The organism is Cecembia calidifontis (assembly GCF_004216715.1).
Taxonomy (GTDB): domain Bacteria; phylum Bacteroidota; class Bacteroidia; order Cytophagales; family Cyclobacteriaceae; genus Cecembia_A; species Cecembia_A calidifontis.
This window is the reverse complement of sequence record NZ_SGXG01000001.1, coordinates 676,456-697,311: the sequence shown is the minus strand read 5'-3', so window position 1 is coordinate 697,311 and position 20,856 is coordinate 676,456. Positions and strand designations below refer to the sequence as shown.

13 protein-coding genes are annotated in these 20,856 nt (G+C 37.9%); 12 read left to right on the top strand and 1 reads right to left on the bottom strand.

The window, feature by feature from the left end:
• Positions 1-34: 34 nt before the first annotated feature.
• The 9 genes from BC751_RS02990 to BC751_RS02950 all read left to right on the top strand — a co-directional run bounded on the left by BC751_RS02990 (position 35) and on the right by BC751_RS02950 (position 15,784).
• Positions 35-1,069, top strand: a complete 1,035-nt coding sequence (locus BC751_RS02990; protein ID WP_130274254.1) for a FecR family protein — start codon at positions 35-37, stop codon at positions 1,067-1,069.
• A gap of 151 nt (positions 1,070-1,220) precedes the next feature.
• A complete protein-coding gene (locus tag BC751_RS02985) occupies positions 1,221-4,715 on the top strand; it encodes a SusC/RagA family TonB-linked outer membrane protein (protein ID WP_242617346.1) in 3,495 nt (1,164 codons plus the stop codon).
• A gap of 20 nt (positions 4,716-4,735) precedes the next feature.
• The gene (locus tag BC751_RS02980) at positions 4,736-6,586 is read left to right on the top strand and encodes a RagB/SusD family nutrient uptake outer membrane protein (protein WP_130274253.1); all 1,851 of its coding nucleotides are present in this window, start codon (positions 4,736-4,738) and stop codon (positions 6,584-6,586) included.
• Between the two features lie 87 nt (positions 6,587-6,673).
• Entirely contained in the window at positions 6,674-10,009 is a 3,336-nt protein-coding gene (locus tag BC751_RS02975) for a VCBS repeat-containing protein (RefSeq protein WP_130274252.1), read from the top strand.
• A complete protein-coding gene (locus tag BC751_RS02970) occupies positions 9,999-11,354 on the top strand; it encodes a vanadium-dependent haloperoxidase (protein WP_130274251.1) in 1,356 nt (451 codons plus the stop codon). Before BC751_RS02975 ends, BC751_RS02970 begins: the two co-directional genes overlap by 11 nt.
• Before the next feature lie 127 nt (positions 11,355-11,481).
• Positions 11,482-12,465, top strand: a complete 984-nt coding sequence (locus tag BC751_RS02965) for a formylglycine-generating enzyme family protein (protein WP_130274250.1) — start codon at positions 11,482-11,484, stop codon at positions 12,463-12,465.
• A 48-nt stretch (positions 12,466-12,513) separates the two neighbouring features.
• Positions 12,514-13,833, top strand: coding sequence for a Gfo/Idh/MocA family protein (locus BC751_RS02960; RefSeq protein ID WP_130274249.1), 1,320 nt, complete (start codon positions 12,514-12,516; stop codon positions 13,831-13,833).
• Positions 13,834-13,835: 2 nt separating this feature from the next.
• Positions 13,836-14,753, top strand: coding sequence for a hydroxypyruvate isomerase family protein (locus BC751_RS02955; protein WP_130274248.1), 918 nt, complete (start codon positions 13,836-13,838; stop codon positions 14,751-14,753).
• Positions 14,753-15,784: a WD40/YVTN/BNR-like repeat-containing protein gene (locus tag BC751_RS02950; RefSeq protein WP_130274247.1), complete on the top strand. Its 1,032-nt coding sequence runs from the start codon at positions 14,753-14,755 to the stop codon at positions 15,782-15,784. Before BC751_RS02955 ends, BC751_RS02950 begins: the two co-directional genes overlap by 1 nt.
• Positions 15,785-15,895: 111 nt before the next feature.
• On the opposite strand, the gene BC751_RS02945 is transcribed toward BC751_RS02950, so the two are convergent.
• On the bottom strand, positions 15,896-17,077 hold the full coding sequence (locus BC751_RS02945) for an IS4 family transposase (protein ID WP_130273808.1): 1,182 nt from the start codon (positions 17,075-17,077) through the stop codon (positions 15,896-15,898).
• A gap of 203 nt (positions 17,078-17,280) precedes the next feature.
• Between BC751_RS02945 and BC751_RS02940 the strand changes: the two genes are divergently transcribed.
• The 3 genes from BC751_RS02940 (at position 17,281) to BC751_RS02930 (ending at position 20,764) form a co-directional block, all read left to right on the top strand.
• Positions 17,281-18,024, top strand: coding sequence for a 1-(5-phosphoribosyl)-5-[(5-phosphoribosylamino)methylideneamino]imidazole-4-carboxamide isomerase (locus tag BC751_RS02940; RefSeq protein WP_130274246.1), 744 nt, complete (start codon positions 17,281-17,283; stop codon positions 18,022-18,024).
• A gap of 208 nt (positions 18,025-18,232) precedes the next feature.
• Positions 18,233-19,339 carry an IS4 family transposase gene (locus BC751_RS02935; RefSeq protein ID WP_165389785.1) on the top strand — a complete coding sequence of 369 codons (1,107 nt, stop codon included), beginning with the start codon at positions 18,233-18,235 and terminating at the stop codon, positions 19,337-19,339.
• A gap of 117 nt (positions 19,340-19,456) precedes the next feature.
• Complete coding sequence (locus tag BC751_RS02930) at positions 19,457-20,764, top strand: IS1380 family transposase (protein ID WP_130273823.1); 1,308 nt, start codon at positions 19,457-19,459, stop codon at positions 20,762-20,764.
• The last annotated feature ends 92 nt before the right edge of the window (positions 20,765-20,856 follow it).

Sequence of the window (20,856 nt, the reverse complement as noted above, 5' to 3'; positions counted from 1 at the left end):
GATCATATACCTCTTACTGCTTTAAAAAAAGTGAATGAAATACGAAGATTTTAATATTGAAGATTTCTTGAAAGATGAGTTCTTCATCCATTGGGTAACTTTTGGAGATGAAAATACAGTACATTTTTGGGAAAAGTGGATTCAACAACATTCTGAAAAAAGAGAGATTGTTTACTTGGCTGCAGACATAATTAGATCTATTGGATATAAAAATAAAGTTGAATTAAACGATAAACTTTATCTTGAAACTTTTGAAAACATATTAATTGCTGAAAAAGAAGAAAAGATAGTAGAAACAAAAAAATATTGGTGGGAGAACTTATTTCAGATAAGGAATATTGCGGCTGTCTTTTTGGTTAGTTTACTCTTTTGGCTTTCTTGGAATGTTTTAAAAAGTCCAATAAAACCCGAAATAAAGGAAGTCGCTTCCTCAGAATGGGTTACCAAAATTGTTCCAACAGGGAAAAAATCAATTGTTACGCTTTCTGACGGAACAAAGATCTTTTTGAACTCAAAAAGTGAATTGTCTTTTCCTAAAAATTTTTCAGATACTTTGCGGACTGTCACTATTAAGGGCGAAGCATTTTTTGAGGTTAAAAAAGAAAACAGGCTTTTCATTGTTCAGGCAAATGGAATAAAAATTAATGTTTTGGGCACTTCATTTAATGTTAGAGAAATGGAAGATGGCCAATTGTCGGTTGCTTTGGTTAGTGGTAAAGTTCGAGTTAATGATGACTCTGGTAATCAAGTTAATTTAAATCCAAATGAGAAGTTGGTTTTAAAGGAAAATGGCCCATTTATAAAAACAGGTTTTGATTCACTAGAAGAGTTCGGATGGAAAAGTAAATATTTGATTTTTAAGAAGGATAACTTCAATTCTGTAAAGAAAAAACTTGAAAATTGGTATGGGATTGATGTCGAGATAAAAGGCAAGGTTAATCCTAACTGGACTTATTCTGGGATCTATCAAGACGAAATGCTTGAAAATGTACTTAAAGGGATTAAGCATACTTCAGGAATAAACTATTCGATAAAGAATAAAAAGGTAATCATTTCTAATATCAAATGAATTTTATGAAACCTATAAAAGATACCAGTTGAAAAAAAAAGCAGAAAGAGTTCTGGGGGGAACAACTTTCTGCTGTAAAAACCCTAGGAGGGTAATGATATAAAATCCTAGGGCCAAGTTCAAGTATCAATCACTTAAACCACTCAATCTTATGAAAAAAAAACTACTTCGACAACTTATTATGCTGTCAAAAAGATTATTGTATGGTTTTATAATTCAGCTATTTATCTGCACTGTTCTTTTTGCGGGTACTAGTAATGCACAAAGGAAAACCATTGAAGAAGTTAAAATTACGCTTAGTTTGAAAGAACAACCTATTAAAAAAGCTTTTCAAGAAATAGAAAAAAGTACCGAGTTCAGATTTACATATAATGATAACCTAATTGATGTAAACTTCCCAATTACTATCGAGACAAAAAACAAACCGGTTATTGAGGCATTAGAGATCATTTCAAGACAAAGTACTTTGCAGTTTGTTCAGATAAATGGTAACATCCATGTAAAACCTGGAGTGAATATTAATAATAAGGATAGAGTTGTAATTAAGGATGAAACTTTATTTAAGGTAATAACCGGAATTGTTGTTGATGATGAAGGAGAACCTTTACCTGGTGTGTCAATTTTAATTGAAGGAACTACAAACGGGACTGTTACTGATATTGATGGGAAGTTTTCAATTGATGTTCCAGAGGGATCTTTTTTAGTTTTTTCATTCATAGGGTTTGAAACAAAAAGAGTACAGGTTACTTCAAGCTACGTTTACAATATTACGATGAATACAGACCTTAAATCTTTAGGGGAAGTAATTGTTGTTGGTTATGGCGAGCAAAGAAAAGAAACAATTACCGGTTCTGTAGCAACTGTCAAAGGAGATGAATTAGTAAAGTCTCCGGCAATGAACCTTACAAATTCCATAGCAGGAAGAATGGCTGGAGTTGTTGCTGTGAATAGAAGTGGAGAACCTGGTTTTGATGGTTCTGCAATTAGGATTAGGGGATCAAATACACTTGGGAATAATGATGCTTTAATAGTTATTGACGGTATTCCAGCCAGAGCGGGGGGAATAGAAAGACTTAACCCTAATGATATAGAGTCTATTTCGGTTTTAAAGGATGCGGCTGCTGCAATTTATGGAGCCAGGGCGGCGAATGGAGTTATTTTGGTAACAACAAAAAGAGGGCAGTCAGGGAAACCAGAACTTTCCTATCAGTTTAATCAAGGTTTTGCCCAACCTACAGTTATTCCTGCGTTGGCTAATGCAGCTCAATATGGACAAATGTTAAATGATTTAAGTGTCTATGAATTGCCTGTATCTGAATGGCAGGCAGCCACAAATGCATTCAGGAATGATGGTGTCTTTACAAGACCTAATGGTCAGGTAAGGACTGCTCCATTTAGTCCCGAGGCATTAGAAATGCACAGGCTTGGGACAGACCCTTGGAATTACCCAGACACGGATTGGTTTGGGGCCACTTTGAAGCCTTGGTCACCACAAGTCAGGCATAATTTGCAATTGAATGGAGGTAATGAAAACGTTAGATATCTTGCTTCTCTGGGATATCAAAATCAAGATGCATACTACAGGAGATCGGCAACAGGATATGAACAATATGATATGAGGATTAATCTTGATGCTAAAATAAATGAGTTTGTTGATGTTCAAGTTGGTGTATTGGGAAGAAGAGAATACAGGTTCTTTCCAACAAGAAGTGCAGGAGCAATATTTAGGATGCTTATGAGAGGAAAACCCCATGAGCCAGCTTTTTGGCCTGATGGAAGGCCTGGACCTGATATTGAGAATGGAGAGAACCCAGTAGTAATAACAACCAATGCCACAGGTTATGATAGAGATACTAGGGATTATTTTCAAACCAATGGTGTTTTAAATGTAAAAATTCCCTGGATTGAAGGATTAAAATTTACAGGAACTGCATCAGCAGACAATTTGAGCAGATTTGTTAAGAGGTGGGAGACACCTTGGATTTTATATCAAAGAGGGAATGGTTTTGAAGCTGATGGAGTAACGCCTATTCTTGTTCCGACAGAAAGAGGGCCTGCTGAACCAAGGTTAAGACAATCAAACAATAATCAGTTAAATATTTTGTTAGGGGGTGTCTTTACTTATGACAAAAAACTTGGGGATCATGGATTACAACTTTTAGCAGGTACAAATAAAGAGACTGTGAGAGGAGATGATTTTTGGGCCTATAGAAGGTTTTTCATTTCAACAGCCATTGATCAAATGTTTGCTGGAGGAGATGATGAAAAAGACAATGGGGGAGGTGCTTTTGCACAGGCACGTCTTAACTATTTTGGTAGAGTAGCTTATAATTTCAAGGAAAAATACCTTCTCGAGTTCCTATGGAGATACGATGGTTCATATATTTTCCCAAGAGAAACAAGGTTTGGATTTTTCCCAGGTGTAATGGCTGGTTGGGTTGTTTCTGAGGAAAATTTTTGGAAAAATAAATTTAACAATTTTGATTTCTTTAAAATTAGAGGGTCTTGGGGTCAAATGGGTAATGATCAAATATTTTTCGATGGAGTATTCCAAGAATTCCAATACCTATCAACATATGGTTTCAGAAGCCATGTTTTAGAAGGACAAGAGGTAAAAACTTTATTTGAAACAAGAGTGCCCAATAATATGATTACTTGGGAGGTTGCAAATAATTCTAATTTGGGCTTTGAGGGGCAATTGTATCAAGGTAAAATTTTCTTCGAGTTTGATTTGTTTTACAATAAAAGGACAAATATTCTTTGGAGGAAAAATGCTTCCGTTCCCCAAAGTACTGGTATAGCCTCTTTACTTCCCGCTGAAAATATAGGAGAGGTTGAGAATAAGGGTTTTGATATCAATTTAGGTTATAGAGGTCAGAAGGGAGGATTTAGATATTCTGTTAGTGTTAATGGAGGGTATGCTAAAAACAATATACTTTTTTGGGATGAGCCACCTGGTGCCCCAGAATGGCAGCGTTCAACTGGAAGACCAATTGGCTCTCCAGGTCCAATTTATGTTTACAATGGGGTATTTAGAGACCAAGCAGATATCGATAGGAATACTTTAGATTATTCTGCTATCACCAATGAATTACGACCTGGTGATATGAAGTTTAAAGATATAGATGGTGATGGGGCTATCACGCCTTTAGATAGAATAAGGTTGGATAAAAATGATATTCCAAGATTCCAAGGAGGTATGAATTTAACTGCCAGTTGGAAAAACTTTGATTTAGCTGTCTTATTCCAAGGTGCTGCAGGAGCAATAGCTCTTGTAAGTGCAGGTGAATCAGGAAATATTGGGAATTATCTTTTAACTTTTTATGAAAACCGGTGGACCGTTGATAATCCAAGCAGCGTCCATCCAAGAATTGCAAATAGAAGTGATCAATACTTCTCATCAGGAAATACTTATTGGTATAGAAGTACTGATTACATAAGGCTTAAAAACTTAGAGTTTGGATATACACTTCCATTAGAGCTTACCAATAGATTGGGTATGAACAACGTAAGGTTTTATGTAAATGGGTTGAATTTGCTCACTTGGGATAAGTTGAAAGTATATGATCCTGAATCCAATAATGCTACTGGACAGTATTATCCTCAAGCTAGAATAATAAACGGTGGTTTTTCAGTTACATTCTAATTTTGAATTTAGCCATGAATATGAAAAAAATAAAATCAATAATTGCGGTTATAGTTACAGTTTTTTTGCTGAGCTGTAATGATAGTTTTTTGGATATTAACCCACTTGGAGAAGTTTCCGAATCAGCAGTTTGGAATGATGCAGGACTTGCAGAAGCCTTTGTAACTGATATTTATGGAGGGCTTGTTTGGGGCGGATTTAATGAACAAGCACTTGCATCTTTGACAGATGAGGCCATTTTCACTCATCCAGGCAGGAATATTAACACTGTAACTGAGGCACGATCAAACCCTCAAAACCCTGGATGGATTGATGACTCAAGGGGTTGGTTAAATCTATATAATAGATTAAGAGCAACCAATATTGCTATAGAGAATTTAACTGAGCCAAAATTTGACAATTCAACTGGTATTGCGGATAGGCTTTTAGGCGAGGCTCTGTTCATGAGAGCATATTTCCATCACCAATTGCTGAGAAATTATGGTGCTTTTCCAATTGCTGATAGGACTATTACTTTAAGTGATGAGTCTTTTGAGAAGGCTAGAAACACATTTGAAGAATGCGTAGATTTCATTATTGCTGATTTAGATCGAGCGGCTCAATTGTTGGCGGGCCTAAATCTCCAAAGAGGCCGTGCTAATCAGGTAGCAGCTTTAGCCTTGAAATCACGGGTATTGTTATATGCAGCAAGTGATTTGCATGATATTCCTACTGCATCTTCAAAGTCTTCAATTATATCTGGTTATAACCATAAAGAGTTAATTGGCTATACTTCTGGAAATAGAATAGAAAGATGGCAAAAAGCAAAAAATGCCGCAAAAGCTGCACTTGATCTTCAACCTGGAAATATGCTCAATTTGGCTGCTCCTTTGGATCCGCAAACTGCAACTCAGGTTTATATCAATAATTCGATTTCCAGAAATGGTGGTGAAAATGAAATGATCTTTGGAAGATATTATCTTAATTCAAAACCAGAATGGGGAGGAAGGCAAGGGTTGTTTAATGGACCCAATGGATATAATAATTGGGCAGGGAATACTCCAATGTCCTTACTAGTAGATGATTATCAAATGCTTGATGGAAGCAAATTTGACTGGTCTAACCCGGAGCATTCTTCAAAGCCATATGAAGGTAGAGATCCAAGATTTTATGGTACATTTTTGTATGATGGAGCACAATGGAAACCAAGATCTCCTGCAAATCAAGCGAGGGATCCTTTAGGTCAGATTCAAACTGGTACTTATGAAGTTACCAATGCTTCTGGCCAAAGAGTGACTCATTTCGGATTGGATACTAGAAACAGTCCAATTGAAGATTGGAATGGGACATTTACTGGTTATTATGTAAGGAAATTTATAGAGCCAGACCCCAACCATGTTGATCAAAATACGTGGCAGGAAATTCCTTGGCCAGCTATTCGTGTGACGGAAGTAGTACTAAATTATGTTGAAGCCTGTATTGAATTAGGTGAGTTTGAAGAAGCAAGAAATTGGCTTAATAAGGTAAGGTTCAGAGCAGGTATGCCAGCAATAACTTCCTCAGGAGATCAATTAAGATTAGATTACCGCAATGAAAGAAGAGTTGAAATGGCTTATGAGGAACAGAGATATTATGATGCAAGAAGATGGATGATAGCTCCTGAGACTTTGGGAAGAAAAGCCAATGGTATTCAAATTAGAGGGACTTTAAAACCTGGTAGGGTAAATAATTTATATAGATATGATCCTGAATTATATGATTACACTTATACGCTAATAGAAATTGATCCGGGGAAAGAAAACAGAATGTGGCTTGATAAAATGTATTGGATGCCTATCAGTTTCGATGAAATGAACAGGAATTCATTACTTATTCAAAATCCGGGATATTAAATATTGATTGATTGGGTAAATTAAGCAGCTTAGCTAACATCACTTAGATGAATTGGCTAAGTTGCTTTTCTATAAGAAATTAAAATAATGAGTATCTACTACTTCCTTTATTATAGAGCTATATTTCTAATATTTATTTTAGGAGTTATATCCTGCCAAAATTTTAAAAATTATTCTAGCAATGAGGTTAAACAAGGTCCAAGAATTTTTGAATTGTTGAGTCCAGTTGAATCTGGTATAAGCTTCCGTAATCAACTTACGGAGGGTCTTAATACCAATGTTTTGATGTATGAGTATTTTTATAATGGTGGTGGGGTTGCTATTGGCGATCTAAACAATGATGGGTTGGATGATATATATTTTACAGGAAATATGGTTTCCAACGCATTATACTTAAACAGAGGCGATTTAAAATTTGATGATATTACAGATATAGCAGGTGTCGGAGGGAGAGAAGGTCCGTGGACGACAGGTGTAACAATGGCAGATGTTAATGGAGATGGTTGGTTGGATATTTATGTTTGTTATTCGGGTAATCTTCCACCTGAAAAAAGAAAAAATCAGTTATTTATTCATCAGGGATTAGATAAAAACGGAATGCCCATATTTGAAGAAAAGTCAGAAGTATTTGGACTTGATATTGACTCTTATTCAACTCAGGCCCTTTTTTTTGATTTTGATTTAGATGGTGATTTGGATATGTTCTTACTTAACCATAATCCGAAATCCCTGCCAGTACTTGATGAATCAAGTACTAAAGATCTTTTAAGTAGAAAAGATCCTTCTGGTTCCCAACTTTTCAGAAATGATCAAGGTAAATTTATTGAAATTACTGAAGCGGCAGGTATAAAGAATTCTGCTCTTTCATATGGGCTTGGCGTTGGGGCAGCAGATTTAAATGGTAATGGTTATCTGGACATTTATGTAAGTAATGATTATACAGCAACTGATTACCTTTATTTTAACAATGGTGATGGAACATTTTCTGAACTTAGTCAATATGCATTGGGGCATATTTCGCAGTTTTCAATGGGGAATGAGTTGGCAGATTTTAATAATGATGGTCTAATTGATATTTATACTTTAGACATGTTGCCAGAGGATAATCGACGACAAAAATTATTGATGAGCCCAGATAATTTTGAGAAATACCAATTTATTGTAAATGTGGGATTGCATCACCAATACATGAGAAACATGCTTCACCTAAACAATGGGAACGGCCGGTTTAGTGAAATTGGCCAAATTTCTGGTGTTTCAAATACTGATTGGAGTTGGGCTGCATTGTTTGCTGATTTTGATAATGATGGTTGGAAAGATTTATTTGTCAGTAACGGATATAGAAGAGATTATACAAACTTAGATTTTTTAAGGTATATGGGTGATTTTATTCAGAATCATAGAGGGAATTTAAAACGTGAAAATATTCTTGAATTGGTATCAAAGATTCCGGCATCCGACATTTCAAATTATGTGTTTAAAAATAATAGAGAAGAAGGTTTTATAAATGTAACAAAAGATTGGGGTCTTTTTAATCCTGTCAACAGCAATGGTGCTGCTTACGCTGATTTAGATAATGATGGAGATCTTGAACTAATTATTAATAATGTTGATTCTCCAGCCTTCATTTATAAAAATCAGACTCAGGAAACCCTACCTTTAAATTGGCTTCAGATAGAACTAAAGGGAGATGGGGAAAATCAATTTGGTATTGGAGCTAGAATTTATCTTTATGAAGGAAATAATCTTCAAATGCAAGAACAGATGCCTACAAGAGGATATCAATCAAGTGTTTCTTATAAAATTCATTTTGGATTAGGTTCCATTTCAGAAATAGATTCTTTGGTTATTATATGGCCAGGTGGAAAGTCAGAAACTGTTAAAAATATTAAAAGTAATTCAAGACTTATATTGGATCAAAGAAATTCTAAAAATCAAGAATTGAGAAATTCTGAAAAAACAGGAAAACCAATTTTTAGGAATTCAGATTCAATAGGTGAGATTGTTCATTCCTCAATTTTCAATGATTTCAAAAGACAACCCTTGGTACCAAACCCAATTTCAGGTACAAAACTTGCAATGGCAAATGGTGATTTAAATGGTGATGGATTGGAGGATATAGTAGTTGGAGGTTTTATTGGTCAATCAGTTCAAATTTTTTTTCAAAATAGAAATGGTGTTTTCCATAATGTAACAAAAGAAAAAAGTGTTGATAATTCTATTAATTTTGAAGATACTGCCGCTTTAATTTTTGATGCAAATGGTGATGGACGGATGGATATTTATATAGGAAGCGGAGGATATGGTAATTTAATTCCAAATGATTTAAGATTGCAAGATAGGCTTTACCTTAATGATGGTAATGGTGATTTCTATAGAAAAGAAGATGCCTTGCCGATAATGCTTTCTCCAACTAATGTTGTGATTTCCAGTGATTTTGATAATGATGGTTTTCCGGATTTATTTATCGGATCAGGTGTAATTCCAGGTCACTACCCTCTTTCATCTAACAGTTATATTTTGAAAAATAAAAAAGACGGATTTTTTGAGGATGTTACATCTAAATATTTTCCTGAATTAAAAAATTTTGGAATAGTAAAAGATGCGAAATGGTTTGATCTAAATGGTGATGGCCAAGAAGAGTTAATTCTTGTTGGTGAATGGATGCCAATTTCAATTTATGCATTCAATGGAGGAAGATTTGTAAATGTTACTTCAAAATATTTGGAGCAAGAATATAGAGGATGGTGGAATACAGTTGAACTTGAGGAAGTCGGAGGTCAAAAGGTACTTATAGTAGGTAATTATGGGCTTAATAGCCAATTCAAGGCAAGTATTGATGAACCTCTTCAGCTATTTTTTAAAGATTTTGACCAAAACGGTTCTATTGACCCAATCTTAACTTCTTATGTAAATGGGATTTCTTATCCATTTCTCACAAGGGATGAATTATTGGACCATTTCACATTTTTAAGATCTAAATTTAATTCTTACGAAAGTTATGCGGATGCGAAAATAGATGATATCTTTTCAAAAGATGAGCTAAAGGGAGCAGGCCATCTTAAAGCATACTATTTAGACACTAAAATGTTTGTTTTGGGAAAAGATAATTTCTTTCAAGAAGTTAAACTTCCTATTCAAGTCCAATATGCCCCTACACATAAAGTGGTGTTTATTGATCATTTTGGTGAGGAATATTTATTGTTTCTAGGGAATCAAGAAAAATCAAGGTTAAGAATAGGGAAGATTGATGCTAATTTCGGGGTCTTGATAAGTATAAAGGATTTAAATAATCCAAAATACATTCCTCAAAATAAATCAGGGTTCAATATTGCAGGTGAAAGTCGAAATGCTGTAAAAATTGGAAAAAATAAGGTAGTTGTTAATGTTTTAGATAGTTCACTTCAAGTTTATGAAAAGTAATTTTCTTAAATTTCTTAGAATAAGAGATCTTGCCATTATTTTTTTGATATTTTCTTTTTGTATTGGTTCTTGTAAACCGAAAGTCAAGGAAATAAACTATACCCATGTTGAAATAGCAAAAGTGATAGATGAAGTAACGCAAGTTATGGTACATGATGTGACAAATCCGCCATTAGCAAGCCGATTTTTTGCTTATATTAGTTTAGCTGGTTTGGAGGCCTTAAGCCCTATTTACAAAGAAGGGGACCTGGTTTTAGCGTCAATCAAAGAATACAAGAGACCAGTGAACAAAAATGCAGTTGAAAATATTGATTTCAAATTAGCTGCAATTTTATCTATGCTTTATACAGCGAAATCAATTCAACCATCTGGAGAAAAACTTACGATTTATTTGAATGATGTCAAAAAAAAGGCTTTGATTGAAGGCGTCTCAAGGAAAATATTATCTTCAACAGAAGCATACAGTATAACAGTTGCTGATCATATTCTGGATTATTCTAAAACTGACGGATATTCAAAAATAAGTTCTCTTCCTCGTTATGAGCCAAGTAACGTAATTGGGGAATGGTATCCAACACCCCCAGGTTATTTTCCAGCGGTTGAGCCTCATTTTAATACCCTCAGACCATTTTTTTTAGATTCCGCAAACCAATTTTTAACAGAACCACCTGTTTATTATGAGGAAAATGTAGAAAGCCTATTTTTTAAACTTGCAGCAGATGTTTATGAGCAATCTTTAACAGATGAAAAGATGAAAATTGCTGCTTTTTGGGATTGTAATCCGTTTGCTCTTGATGATAATGGACACTTATTGATTGGACTCAAAAAAATCTCGCCTGGTGCTCATTGGATGGGTATTGCCAATATAGCTTGTAAGCAAGCAAATACAAACTTTGAAAAAAGTTTAGAAATAAATACTGTCTTAGCCCTGACACTTTTTGATTCATTTATTTCTTGTTGGGATGAAAAATATAGAAGCAATAGAATAAGGCCTGAATCGGCTATTAGGAAACTAATAGACCCAAGTTACAGGCCATTTTTGCAAACACCTCCTTTTCCTGAATATCCAAGTGGCCATTCCGTAATATCTACTGCATCTGCCGAGGTTCTTTCAAGGTATTTTGGAAACGATTTCATTTACATTGATACAGTTGAAGTTAAGTATGGACTTGAATCTAGAAGATTTACATCTTTTAAACAAGCAGCAGAAGAGGCTTCAATTTCTAGAATATATGGAGGAATTCATTTCAAAGATGGTATAACTTCTGGACAGGCCTTGGGTGAAAAAATTGGTTTACATGTAATAAACAAACTAGGGATAAGTAACAATATCTTCAATAAATGATAATCTTGCATTTCTACATATTTTATTATCATAATATTGGATCTAACTACTAAAATCCTTTTCAAATTCCATTGATTCCCTTAATTTTCTTTTCGCTTTGATCTGTCATGCAAAACATAAAGCAATAATGAGAATAGGTAAGTCCTTTTATATTTCGTTTTCCTTGGCTGTGGGATTGTTAATCCTTTGGTCCTGGATAGCTGTTCCTTTCAATGATTTCAAACCTTATTCCCAAAAGATCCCGGATACTGCTTTGTCTTTTGATATGGTACCTATACCTGGAGGGGTCTTTGAAATGGGCAGTACCGGAGCAAATGAAGAAATGCCGGTACACAAAGTTGAACTATCGCCCTTTTGGATGGGAACACATGAGATTACATGGGACATATTTGAACTCTTTCTGGATAAAAATTTTGAGCTTGCCGTTTCTGAAAAACCACTTTCCCCACAAGTGGATGGACTTAGCAGGCCCAGTATTCCCTATTTGGATATGACCTTTGGTATGGGCAAAGAGCATATGCCTGCCATAGGCATGACCCAATACGGTGCGATTCAATTTTGCAAATGGCTGTACCTCAAGACCGGTATATTCTATAGATTACCTACCGAGGCAGAATGGGAATATGCCGCCAGAGCAGGGTCCAAAACCAAATATTTCTTTGGTGATGATCCTTCCCAATTAGACAAATATGCCTGGTTTGCCGGTAATTCCAACGGTACTACCCACCCTGTGGGAAAGAAACTTCCAAATCCTTTGGGTTTATATGACATTTTGGGAAATGTAATGGAATGGACCTCAGACCAATATGTGGAAAATGCCTATCAAAACAGAAAATCTGGTATCTCCAAAGACCCTATAGTCCCTGTTCAATCGCTTTATCCCGGGGCCATTCGTGGAGGACATTATAAAAGTGAACCTGAGGATTTGAGGACTGCTAAAAGATTTTACTCCAAACCCGATTGGAAGCGTATTGACCCACAAATCCCAAAAAGTCAATGGTGGTTTCCTGAAGCACCATTTTTAGGTTTAAGGGTGGTCAGGCCCCTTCATCCGCCAAGCCAGGAAGAAATTATGGCTTACTATAATAAGGCACCCATTGCCGATTATTAGATGCCATTTAACTTATCAATAAATAATTAACCATTTAACCATAAACCTATGAAAAACCCAAGCAATAATCCTAGAAGGGATTTCTTAAAAACATCTGCCTTGGTGACAGGTGGCCTGATGATACAGCCCTTCCATATACCTGGAGCCTATGCCTCCGGTTCAGATGTAATCAAATTGGCCGTCATTGGCTGTGGTGGAAGGGGCACAGGAGCGGTCTTCCAGGCATTTGATACCGGCCACAATATCAAATTGGTGGCCATGGCAGATGCTTTCCGTGATAGGATTGACAAAAGTTATGAACCTATTTTTAATAAGTACGGAAAAGATAAAGTAGATGTTCCTGAGGAAAGGAAATTCGTAGGTTTTGAAGGGTATAAAGAAGCTATCAAATTGGCCGACGTGGTGATTTTGGCAGCTCCTCCGGGATTTAGGCCGGATCATTTTGAAGAATCTGTCAAACAGGGCAAGCAGATTTTTATGGAAAAGCCTGTTGCAGTAGATGCGGTGGGGATCAGAAGAGTTCTTGCAGCGGCTGAAGAAGCAAAAAAGAAAAAATTGAATGTGGTGGTGGGACTTCAGCGGCATTACCAATCTAATTACCGTGAAACTATCAAAAGAATCCATGATGGGGCGGTGGGAGATATTATCGGTGGACAGGTTTACTGGAATGACGGAGGGGTATGGGTCAATGCCCGTCAACCTGGACAAACTGAGATGGAATATCAAATGCGCAATTGGTACTATTTCAATTGGTTGTGTGGTGACCATATCGTGGAGCAGCATGTACACAATTTGGATGTGGCCAATTGGGTGAAAAACAGCTACCCGGTAAAGGCATATGGAACCGGCGGCAGGCAAGTAAGAACCGGAAAGGATCACGGGGAAATATTTGATCATCATTCGGTTACTTTCACTTATGCCGATGGAACGGTGATCTTTAGTGAATGCAGGCATTTTCCAGGAGCTACCAATAGGGTAGATGAAAGGTTTCAAGGTACCAAAGGTAATGTGTATCTGGGAGGTGGAAACCAAGGTATTTTGAAGGCTTGGGATGGAAAGGATATTTACAACCACAACAGGGAGAATAACCCCAACCCTTACCAAGTGGAACATGATGAATTGTTTGATGCCATTGTGAAGGGAGAATATAGGTTTGCCGATGCAGAAAACGCTGCAAAAAGCACTATGACGGCTATTTTGGGACGATATGCCACCTATTCAGGAAAAGAAATTAGTTGGGAAGAAGCCCTGAATTCCAACATAGACCTGATGCCTGAAAGATTGGCCTGGGATGCTTTGCCCAAAGTACTCCCAAAAGAAGACGGCTATTATCCTTATGCTATACCCGGAATGACAAAAGTTATATAATTATGCAGAGAAGGAATTTCATAAAGAGCTTGGGTCTGGGAAGTGCTCTGGCTTTTACGGCAGCAGGGACTTCTTTTGGTAAGACAGCCAAGACCCCTCTTTCCAAAGCTACTTTTAACCTGGATTATGCGCCTCATTTTGGGATGTTTAAAGCCCATTCCGGGGATGATTTGGTAGACCAGTTAAAATTCATGGCTGATCAGGGATTCAGGTCTTTAGAGGACAATGGCTTGTTGGCCAGGTCCGTGGAAGATCAAAACCGTATTGGAAAAACCTTGGAGCAGTTAGGGATGCGAATGGGGGTATTTGTGGTGGATGGCGGAGATAATTGGAAAATCTCTCTCACTACCGGGAAACAGGAATTTATTGACAATTTCGTCCATACCTGTAAGCGTTCCGTTGAAGCGGCCAAAAGGGTCAATGCCAAATGGGCAACTGTTGTTCCTGGATTCTTTGAAAGGCGGTTGCCAATTGGGATTCAGACAGGAAATGTGATTGAGGCTCTGAAAAGAGGTGCTGATGTATTTGAACCTCATGGTTTGGTGATGGTCTTGGAACCTCTGAGTGATACGCCTGAGCTTTTCCTGAGACATTCTGATCAAACTTATGCCATTTGTAAGGCTGTGGACAGTCCTGCGTGCAAAATTTTGTATGATATCTACCACATGCAAAGAAATGAGGGGAACCTGATTCCCAATATGGATGCTTGTTGGGACGAAATTGCCTATATTCAGATCGGTGATAATCCAGGAAGGAAAGAGCCTGGAACAGGAGAAATCAATTATCTCAATGTTTTCAAGCATATTGATAAGAAAGGCTATAAAGGAATTCTTGGAATGGAGCATGGGAATGCCGGACCTGGCAAAGAGGGGGAGGAGGCTTTGATAGCTGCTTATAGAAAAGTTGATCAGTTTAAATAATGCGCTTAGTTTACTTACTGTTGTTCCTATTTCTTTTTTATTCCTGTAGTGCTGGAGAAAAAAGACAAAAGATTGAAAAGCCTAAAGGCTGGGAGGTGATAGAAACACCTGTCACCACCTCCTTAAGGGGGCTTTCTCCATTAACCGAAAGGATTATTTGGGCTTCCGGATCCAATGGAACCTGGCTTCGTACTTTGGATGCAGGACAGTCTTGGGAACATGGTGTGATTGCAGGAATGGATTCGGTGGACTTTAGAGATATAGAAGGATTTGATGCCTCTACAGCAGTTGCCATGTCCTCAGGCCAACCTGCCGTGATTTACAGGACTGAGGATGGAGGCAAATCTTGGCAAGAGGTTTATAGAGGCAGTAATGATGATTTTTTTGATGGGATGGCTTTTTTCAAAACTCATGGTTATGTCATTGGAGATGAGGTTGGAGGGAGATGGAAAATTTTGGTTTCACGAGATTCAGGTAAGCATTGGGAGATTTTGGAAACAAGCCCAAAAGCACAAAAAGGTAGTGGATCATTTGCTGCAAGTGGCTCAGGAATTATTGTGGATGAAGATGAGATTTGGTTTGCCAGCGGAGGCATTGAGAGTTATATCTTCTATTCTTCTGATGGAGGGATCAGATGGGAAGAATTTGGAACCCCAATTCTTCAGGGAGAAAAATCCCAAGGTATATTTTCATTGACAAGGGTCGATGATAATTTATTGATAGGGGTTGGTGGAGATTACCTACAACCTGACCTTGCCGAGAAAAACGCCATCATTTCGCTGCATAATGGAATGGATTGGGCTTTGATAACCGGTAAATTGCCTTCAGGATACCGTTCAGGTGTCGCCTATTTTCCTTTTCATCATTGGCTGATCACTGTCGGACCGAATGGAACTGATTTTTCGAAAAATTCAGGAATGGATTGGGAAAAGTTTTCGGATGAAGCATTTCATGCAGTCTTTGTGGATAAATCCTTTAGCAGTGTTTGGGCTTCAGGTCCTAATGGGAAAATTGGGCGTTTATTATATTAATACTTGATTGTTTCAAAGTTTCACTAGAGTTGGGTTATTTTTTTTCAATGCTGTCCTAAATAATTTACAAGACAGATGTTTAGCTGTGTTTCTGCAATTTCTATTGTGATTTTATCTGTAATCCGGAAATAGAACCCCCTGTTGGCTTTTTTGAGGAGGTTTTTCATGGTCTTCAAAGGGTTTGTCCAGCCACTTTTGCAGCTCTATTTTAACGAATATGTTCAGTCTGATAAATGCAACCAGATTGGACAGATGCCATCCGAATTTAGCGGTTGCCTTCATCACTTTTAGGAGCAGAATGGTGATCAGCGCGGTCCATATCTGGATCATCACGGCATTTTTCGATGTTCCGATAAAGGTTTTGATATGGAGTAACTGCTTGATGTCCCTGAAGAAGATCTCAATCTCCCATCGGCACCGGTAAAGATCACCGATTGTCTTTGCTGACCATTTGAAGTTATTGGTAATCAGTTCGACGGTCTGTCGGTTTTTTTCGTCCCATACAGCCACTCTTCTGAGTTTTCCGGGGTACTTCACTTTTGACTGCGGGTTTACCAGTTCAATTTCTTCGTCTATCAGTACTTCCTGTGCAGTATTTTCAGGGAGTCGACGTTCATTGATTGTGCTGAACTTAAGGTTATCCTTGTGCCTTATGACGAAAAAGACCCCCTTGCTGTCCCAAATGTTGAGCATCGGAAAGTCATTGTAATAGCGGTCCGCCACTATAACGGATCCTTTCTCCAAAGGAATATCATAAGCGCCTTTATTGTCTGCCATACTTCCTTCTGTAATATTCACATAAACAGGGAGTTTCCCGTCATAGTCCAGAAGCGTATGCATCTTTACAGCACCCTTTTTGGTCCTGAAGGTTGCCCAGTCAAACATCGAAAGGCAAAGACTTACCACCGTGGAGTCGAGCAGATAGACGGGAGCCTTGATCCGTAGTTTTACCCTGCTCAGGGACGCCTGCTGTCCTAAATGCTTCAGAAGCCCGTAATACAGCTCCTTGAACAGGTCAGAGTCCCTGCGCTTGTTCTGATAACTGATACTGGACTTGGATGGTGCCTTGGCAATCCCCAGATGGTTGAGGTTCCCCGTGGCCGAACGCAGGCCGTTTGAAATATCCCTTACAGAAGTACTTTTGGCAAAATGGCAAAAAAGCATGGAAACCAAATGCGTCCAGCTGTCAAAGCCTTTGCAGCCCTTGTCCGTTTGCTTCTCTTCAACCAGTTTCTTGAAAATTGAACGCTCGATTTTTTTAATAATCTGAGAAAACAATGTAATATTACTCATGGGAGGTTTATGTTTTTTGGTGCAAACCCAAAATAGCTATTTTGGGCAAAAAACCAGACCTCTCATATTTTATTTAGGACGGTATTGATTTTTTTTTACCAAAATGTACAATACCTGCTTTCCTTTACTATATTTAGTATTTCATACTTCCAAAGGATTAAATCCTTAAGAGCCGTAAATACTGAAAAGCTAAATTCTTTAATATGTTTGATCTGATTCCATCCATTTGGTTGATAGACGGAAAGTGTGTCCGTTTAAAAAGAGGTGATTTTACTACCCAAGAAGTTATTTCCAATAATCCCTTAGAGATAGCACAAGCATTTGAAGATCACGGAATAAGATGGTTGCATTTAGTGGATTTGGATGGGGCCAGGAGAGGGGAACCTAAAAACTACCACATCTTGGAGGCCATAGCAGGCTATACCAACTTAAAGGTTGACTTTACAGGAGGGGTTTCTACGGATGGAGATGTTCTGAAATGTTTTGAGTTTGGAGCCTTTTCTATAACTGCCGCTTCAGTCGCTGCCTTGTATCCAGAGAGATTTGCCCAATGGATCATGTCTTATGGAAGGGAAAAAATCTTTCTCGCTGCTGATACCAATCCTGCGGATCACAAAATCAAGGTGAGAGGATGGACCAAAAAGACCGAAATTGATTTGTTTGACCATATAGAGTTTTTTTATGACAGAGGTCTGAAATACTTGAAATGTTCTGATGTGACCCGGGATGGTGTAATGGAGGGGCCGAACTTTGAACTGTATCAGGAAATCATTGATAAATTCCCTAATATTCATTTGGCTGCTAGTGGGGGGGTAAGAAATATTGATGACTTCAAGCGATTGAAGGATATGGGAGTTACCGCTGTGGTATTTGGAAGGGCTTATTACGAGGGAATAATTACCTTAAAGGATCTCGATAAATTTATGGCCGAACATGGTCAGGAATAGTAAAGCCATCCTTTTGGATGGCTTTTTGATTTTAATATTTGATTTAATGCCGTTTAGTTAGTGGTTATTTGAGTGAAATTCATTATATTAGAGGTATAAAATAAGGCTTCCGAAAGCAGGGAGTGCTGGAAGCCTTAAAACTTTAATTGTAAATGAATTCAAGTTAAAACTAAGTTATGAAAAATTTATCATCGAAAGTAGGACTTCGGTGAAAGATTTTCTTCGTGACCGTTTCTTTTCTTTTGAAGTTCTTGTGCTTTTTATTTTGTCAAAGAGCAACAAAGGACTTAATATCTGCCTTGAAGAGTTTTTTGGGGAATCTTTCTTATCGCCCACTAAAAGTGCATTTACCCAGGCCAGGAAAAAACTGTGCTATACAGTTTTCAAAAAGCTTAACAGTTTGATCTGCAGTCTTTTTTACGAACATGCAAAGTTCAAGAAATGGAAGGGTCATAGGGTGCTTTCTGTTGATGGTTCAACGCTTGAACTCCCAGATCATCCCTCCATGTCAGAGAAGTTCAGCTATCATGGTTTTGGGCCCAATGCGGATGCAGGACATTACATGAGCAGGATATCTTACCTGTATGATGTTTACAACGGCCTAGTACTGGATGCCGGTATGGAAAGCTACACCACTTCCGAAGCCACCCTATGTCATGCCCATCTTGGACATATTAAAGAAGGGGATCTTCTTGTGTGCGACAGGTATTATGCATCACTGAGACTTTTTTTCGAGCTGAAAGGAAAGGGGGCCGATTTTCTTTTTAGGATGAAGGACAATTGGTGGAATTGTGTCGAGGATTTTTCCCTGAGCAGTTCCACTGATGCGGAATATACATTAATACTCCCTCCAAAATACGGTTGGCTGCTTGAAAAGTATCCCTCGTTATCCCAAACCATGACCGTAAGACTGATCAAGAAAAAGAATAAGAAGGGTAAGATATCAATATATGCAACTTCGCTGCTGGACAGGAAAAAATATACAGCTTCCTCTCTAATAAACCTGTACAAACAGAGATGGGGAATAGAAGAAGCATATAAACTGATCAAATCAAGACTTGAAGTATCTGATTTTTCCGGCAAAACAGCATGGGCGGTCCAGCAGGACTTCTATGCCAAGACCCTGATCATATCACTCTGCAATATTCTTTGCTATGATGTGGAGCCAAAGACCAAAACAGGACGGACATCAAAGTCAGCAAGGACCTTGATAATCAATAAAACTTATGCACTGTCAAAAACAAAATCCCTGATTCTGAAAATCACAGATTTAAGTGGTGAATTAGAGGAGATTATCCAGAAATATGTACCTTAAATCCGCAGGGCGGATTTAAAAAAAGCCGAAAAAGTGGCTGAATTTATTCAATTCAGGCTTTTCCGGCTCGTTTTTTTTCACTTATTTAGATGATACCACTCAAACTAGATAAGCGGTATGAAAATTACGAATTCGACAGAAAAAATCACACCTTTCGGAGGTTTTAATTTTGTTTTTAACTCTTTCAAAAATTCTGGTCTCCCAGAACTCATTGATAATCAATTGGGGGTTAGAGCCTTAAGGGGAGGGTTTTCATACAGTGACATTTTCGCCAATCATATGGCTATTTTCTTTAATGGTGGCGACTGTACTGAAGATATCAATGTTCACTTGAGAGACGCACTTGAACAGGTCCCTTCATTTTCAGTATGCAGTGCCGATACAATTCTGAGAGGTATCAAAGAGCTTGCTGTTGATACAGAACTCTTTATAAATCCGTCCAGTGGAGTAAGCCATGAATTTAATATCAATGGAAAACTCAACAGCTTGTTGTTAAAATCAGCTTGTAAGACCGGATTACTCAAGTCAGGTGTTGCTTACGACCTCGATTATGACAACACCGTCATTCCAACTGAAAAGTACGATTCAAAAAAGACATATAAACACGTCTATGGATATCAGCCAGGTGTAGCTTCCATAGCACATCCTGAATTTTCACAGGCCATTCCTGTGTACGTAGAGGGCAGAAATGGCAACAGTCAGGCCAAATATTTGCAGGCTGATACACTTACACGCATGTTTGGGCAGCTTACCAATGAAAATATCCGTATCGGAAGGTTCAGAGCCGATTCAGCATCCTATCAGGAAGAAGTTCTCCGCACACTGGAAGCACATACCGAAAGCTTTTATATACGGGCAAACAGATGTGCCAAACTGGATAATATCCTTGGAAGTATAGCCCCTGAGAAGTGGCAGAAAATACGTTTGGGTGTACAGGAAATGGAAGTTACTGACCTATCCGACTACAAACCTTTCGGTAAAGACAGGTCTTACAGGCTGGTCATTACCAGAATCAGGCGTAAAGACGGGCAGGCAGATGTGTTTAGTGGAGATGCATTTACTTACAGGGCTATTCTGACCAATGAACATACATCGTCCAATGAAGCTGTTGTAAGGTTTTATAACGCCCGGGGTGCAAGCGAACGCTTGTTTGATGTACTCAACAATGACTTTGGCTGGTCTAAGTTGCCCTGTTCGTTCCTTGCAGAGAATACCTCCTTTATGCTTATGACGGCTATGTATGCCAATTTTTACACCTATATCATTGGAGAGTATTCCAGAAAAGTTGATTGGCTTAAGCCTACCGACAGGCTCAAGAAGTTTATCTTCAGATTTATCACTGTTTCAGCCAAGTGGATAAGAACGGGAAGAAGAGAAGTGCTCAAACTGTTCACGAGTAAGGATTACAAGCCGATTTTGAACTAAATTCAGATAAAAACCCCTCAGGAGCTCAAAAAATAAAGATTTACAGGGAAGAGGTATGCCTTTTCCATTAAAATTGAGGAAAAAAACCGTCC

What these genes read in the sequence shown, in the direction of transcription:
- BC751_RS02990 (WP_130274254.1), top strand. Translation starts at nt 35, where the DNA reads ATGAAATACGAAGATTTTAATATTGAAGATTTCTTGAAAGATGAGTTC.
- BC751_RS02985 (WP_242617346.1), top strand. Translation starts at nt 1,221, where the DNA reads ATGAAAAAAAAACTACTTCGACAACTTATTATGCTGTCAAAAAGATTA.
- BC751_RS02980 (WP_130274253.1), top strand. Translation starts at nt 4,736, where the DNA reads ATGAAAAAAATAAAATCAATAATTGCGGTTATAGTTACAGTTTTTTTG.
- BC751_RS02975 (WP_130274252.1), top strand. Translation starts at nt 6,674, where the DNA reads ATGAGTATCTACTACTTCCTTTATTATAGAGCTATATTTCTAATATTT.
- BC751_RS02970 (WP_130274251.1), top strand. Translation starts at nt 9,999, where the DNA reads ATGAAAAGTAATTTTCTTAAATTTCTTAGAATAAGAGATCTTGCCATT.
- BC751_RS02965 (WP_130274250.1), top strand. Translation starts at nt 11,482, where the DNA reads ATGAGAATAGGTAAGTCCTTTTATATTTCGTTTTCCTTGGCTGTGGGA.
- BC751_RS02960 (WP_130274249.1), top strand. Translation starts at nt 12,514, where the DNA reads ATGAAAAACCCAAGCAATAATCCTAGAAGGGATTTCTTAAAAACATCT.
- BC751_RS02955 (WP_130274248.1), top strand. Translation starts at nt 13,836, where the DNA reads ATGCAGAGAAGGAATTTCATAAAGAGCTTGGGTCTGGGAAGTGCTCTG.
- BC751_RS02950 (WP_130274247.1), top strand. Translation starts at nt 14,753, where the DNA reads ATGCGCTTAGTTTACTTACTGTTGTTCCTATTTCTTTTTTATTCCTGT.
- BC751_RS02945 (WP_130273808.1), bottom strand. Translation starts at nt 17,077, where the DNA reads ATGAGTAATATTACATTGTTTTCTCAGATTATTAAAAAAATCGAGCGT.
- BC751_RS02940 (WP_130274246.1), top strand. Translation starts at nt 17,281, where the DNA reads ATGTTTGATCTGATTCCATCCATTTGGTTGATAGACGGAAAGTGTGTC.
- BC751_RS02930 (WP_130273823.1), top strand. Translation starts at nt 19,457, where the DNA reads ATGAAAATTACGAATTCGACAGAAAAAATCACACCTTTCGGAGGTTTT.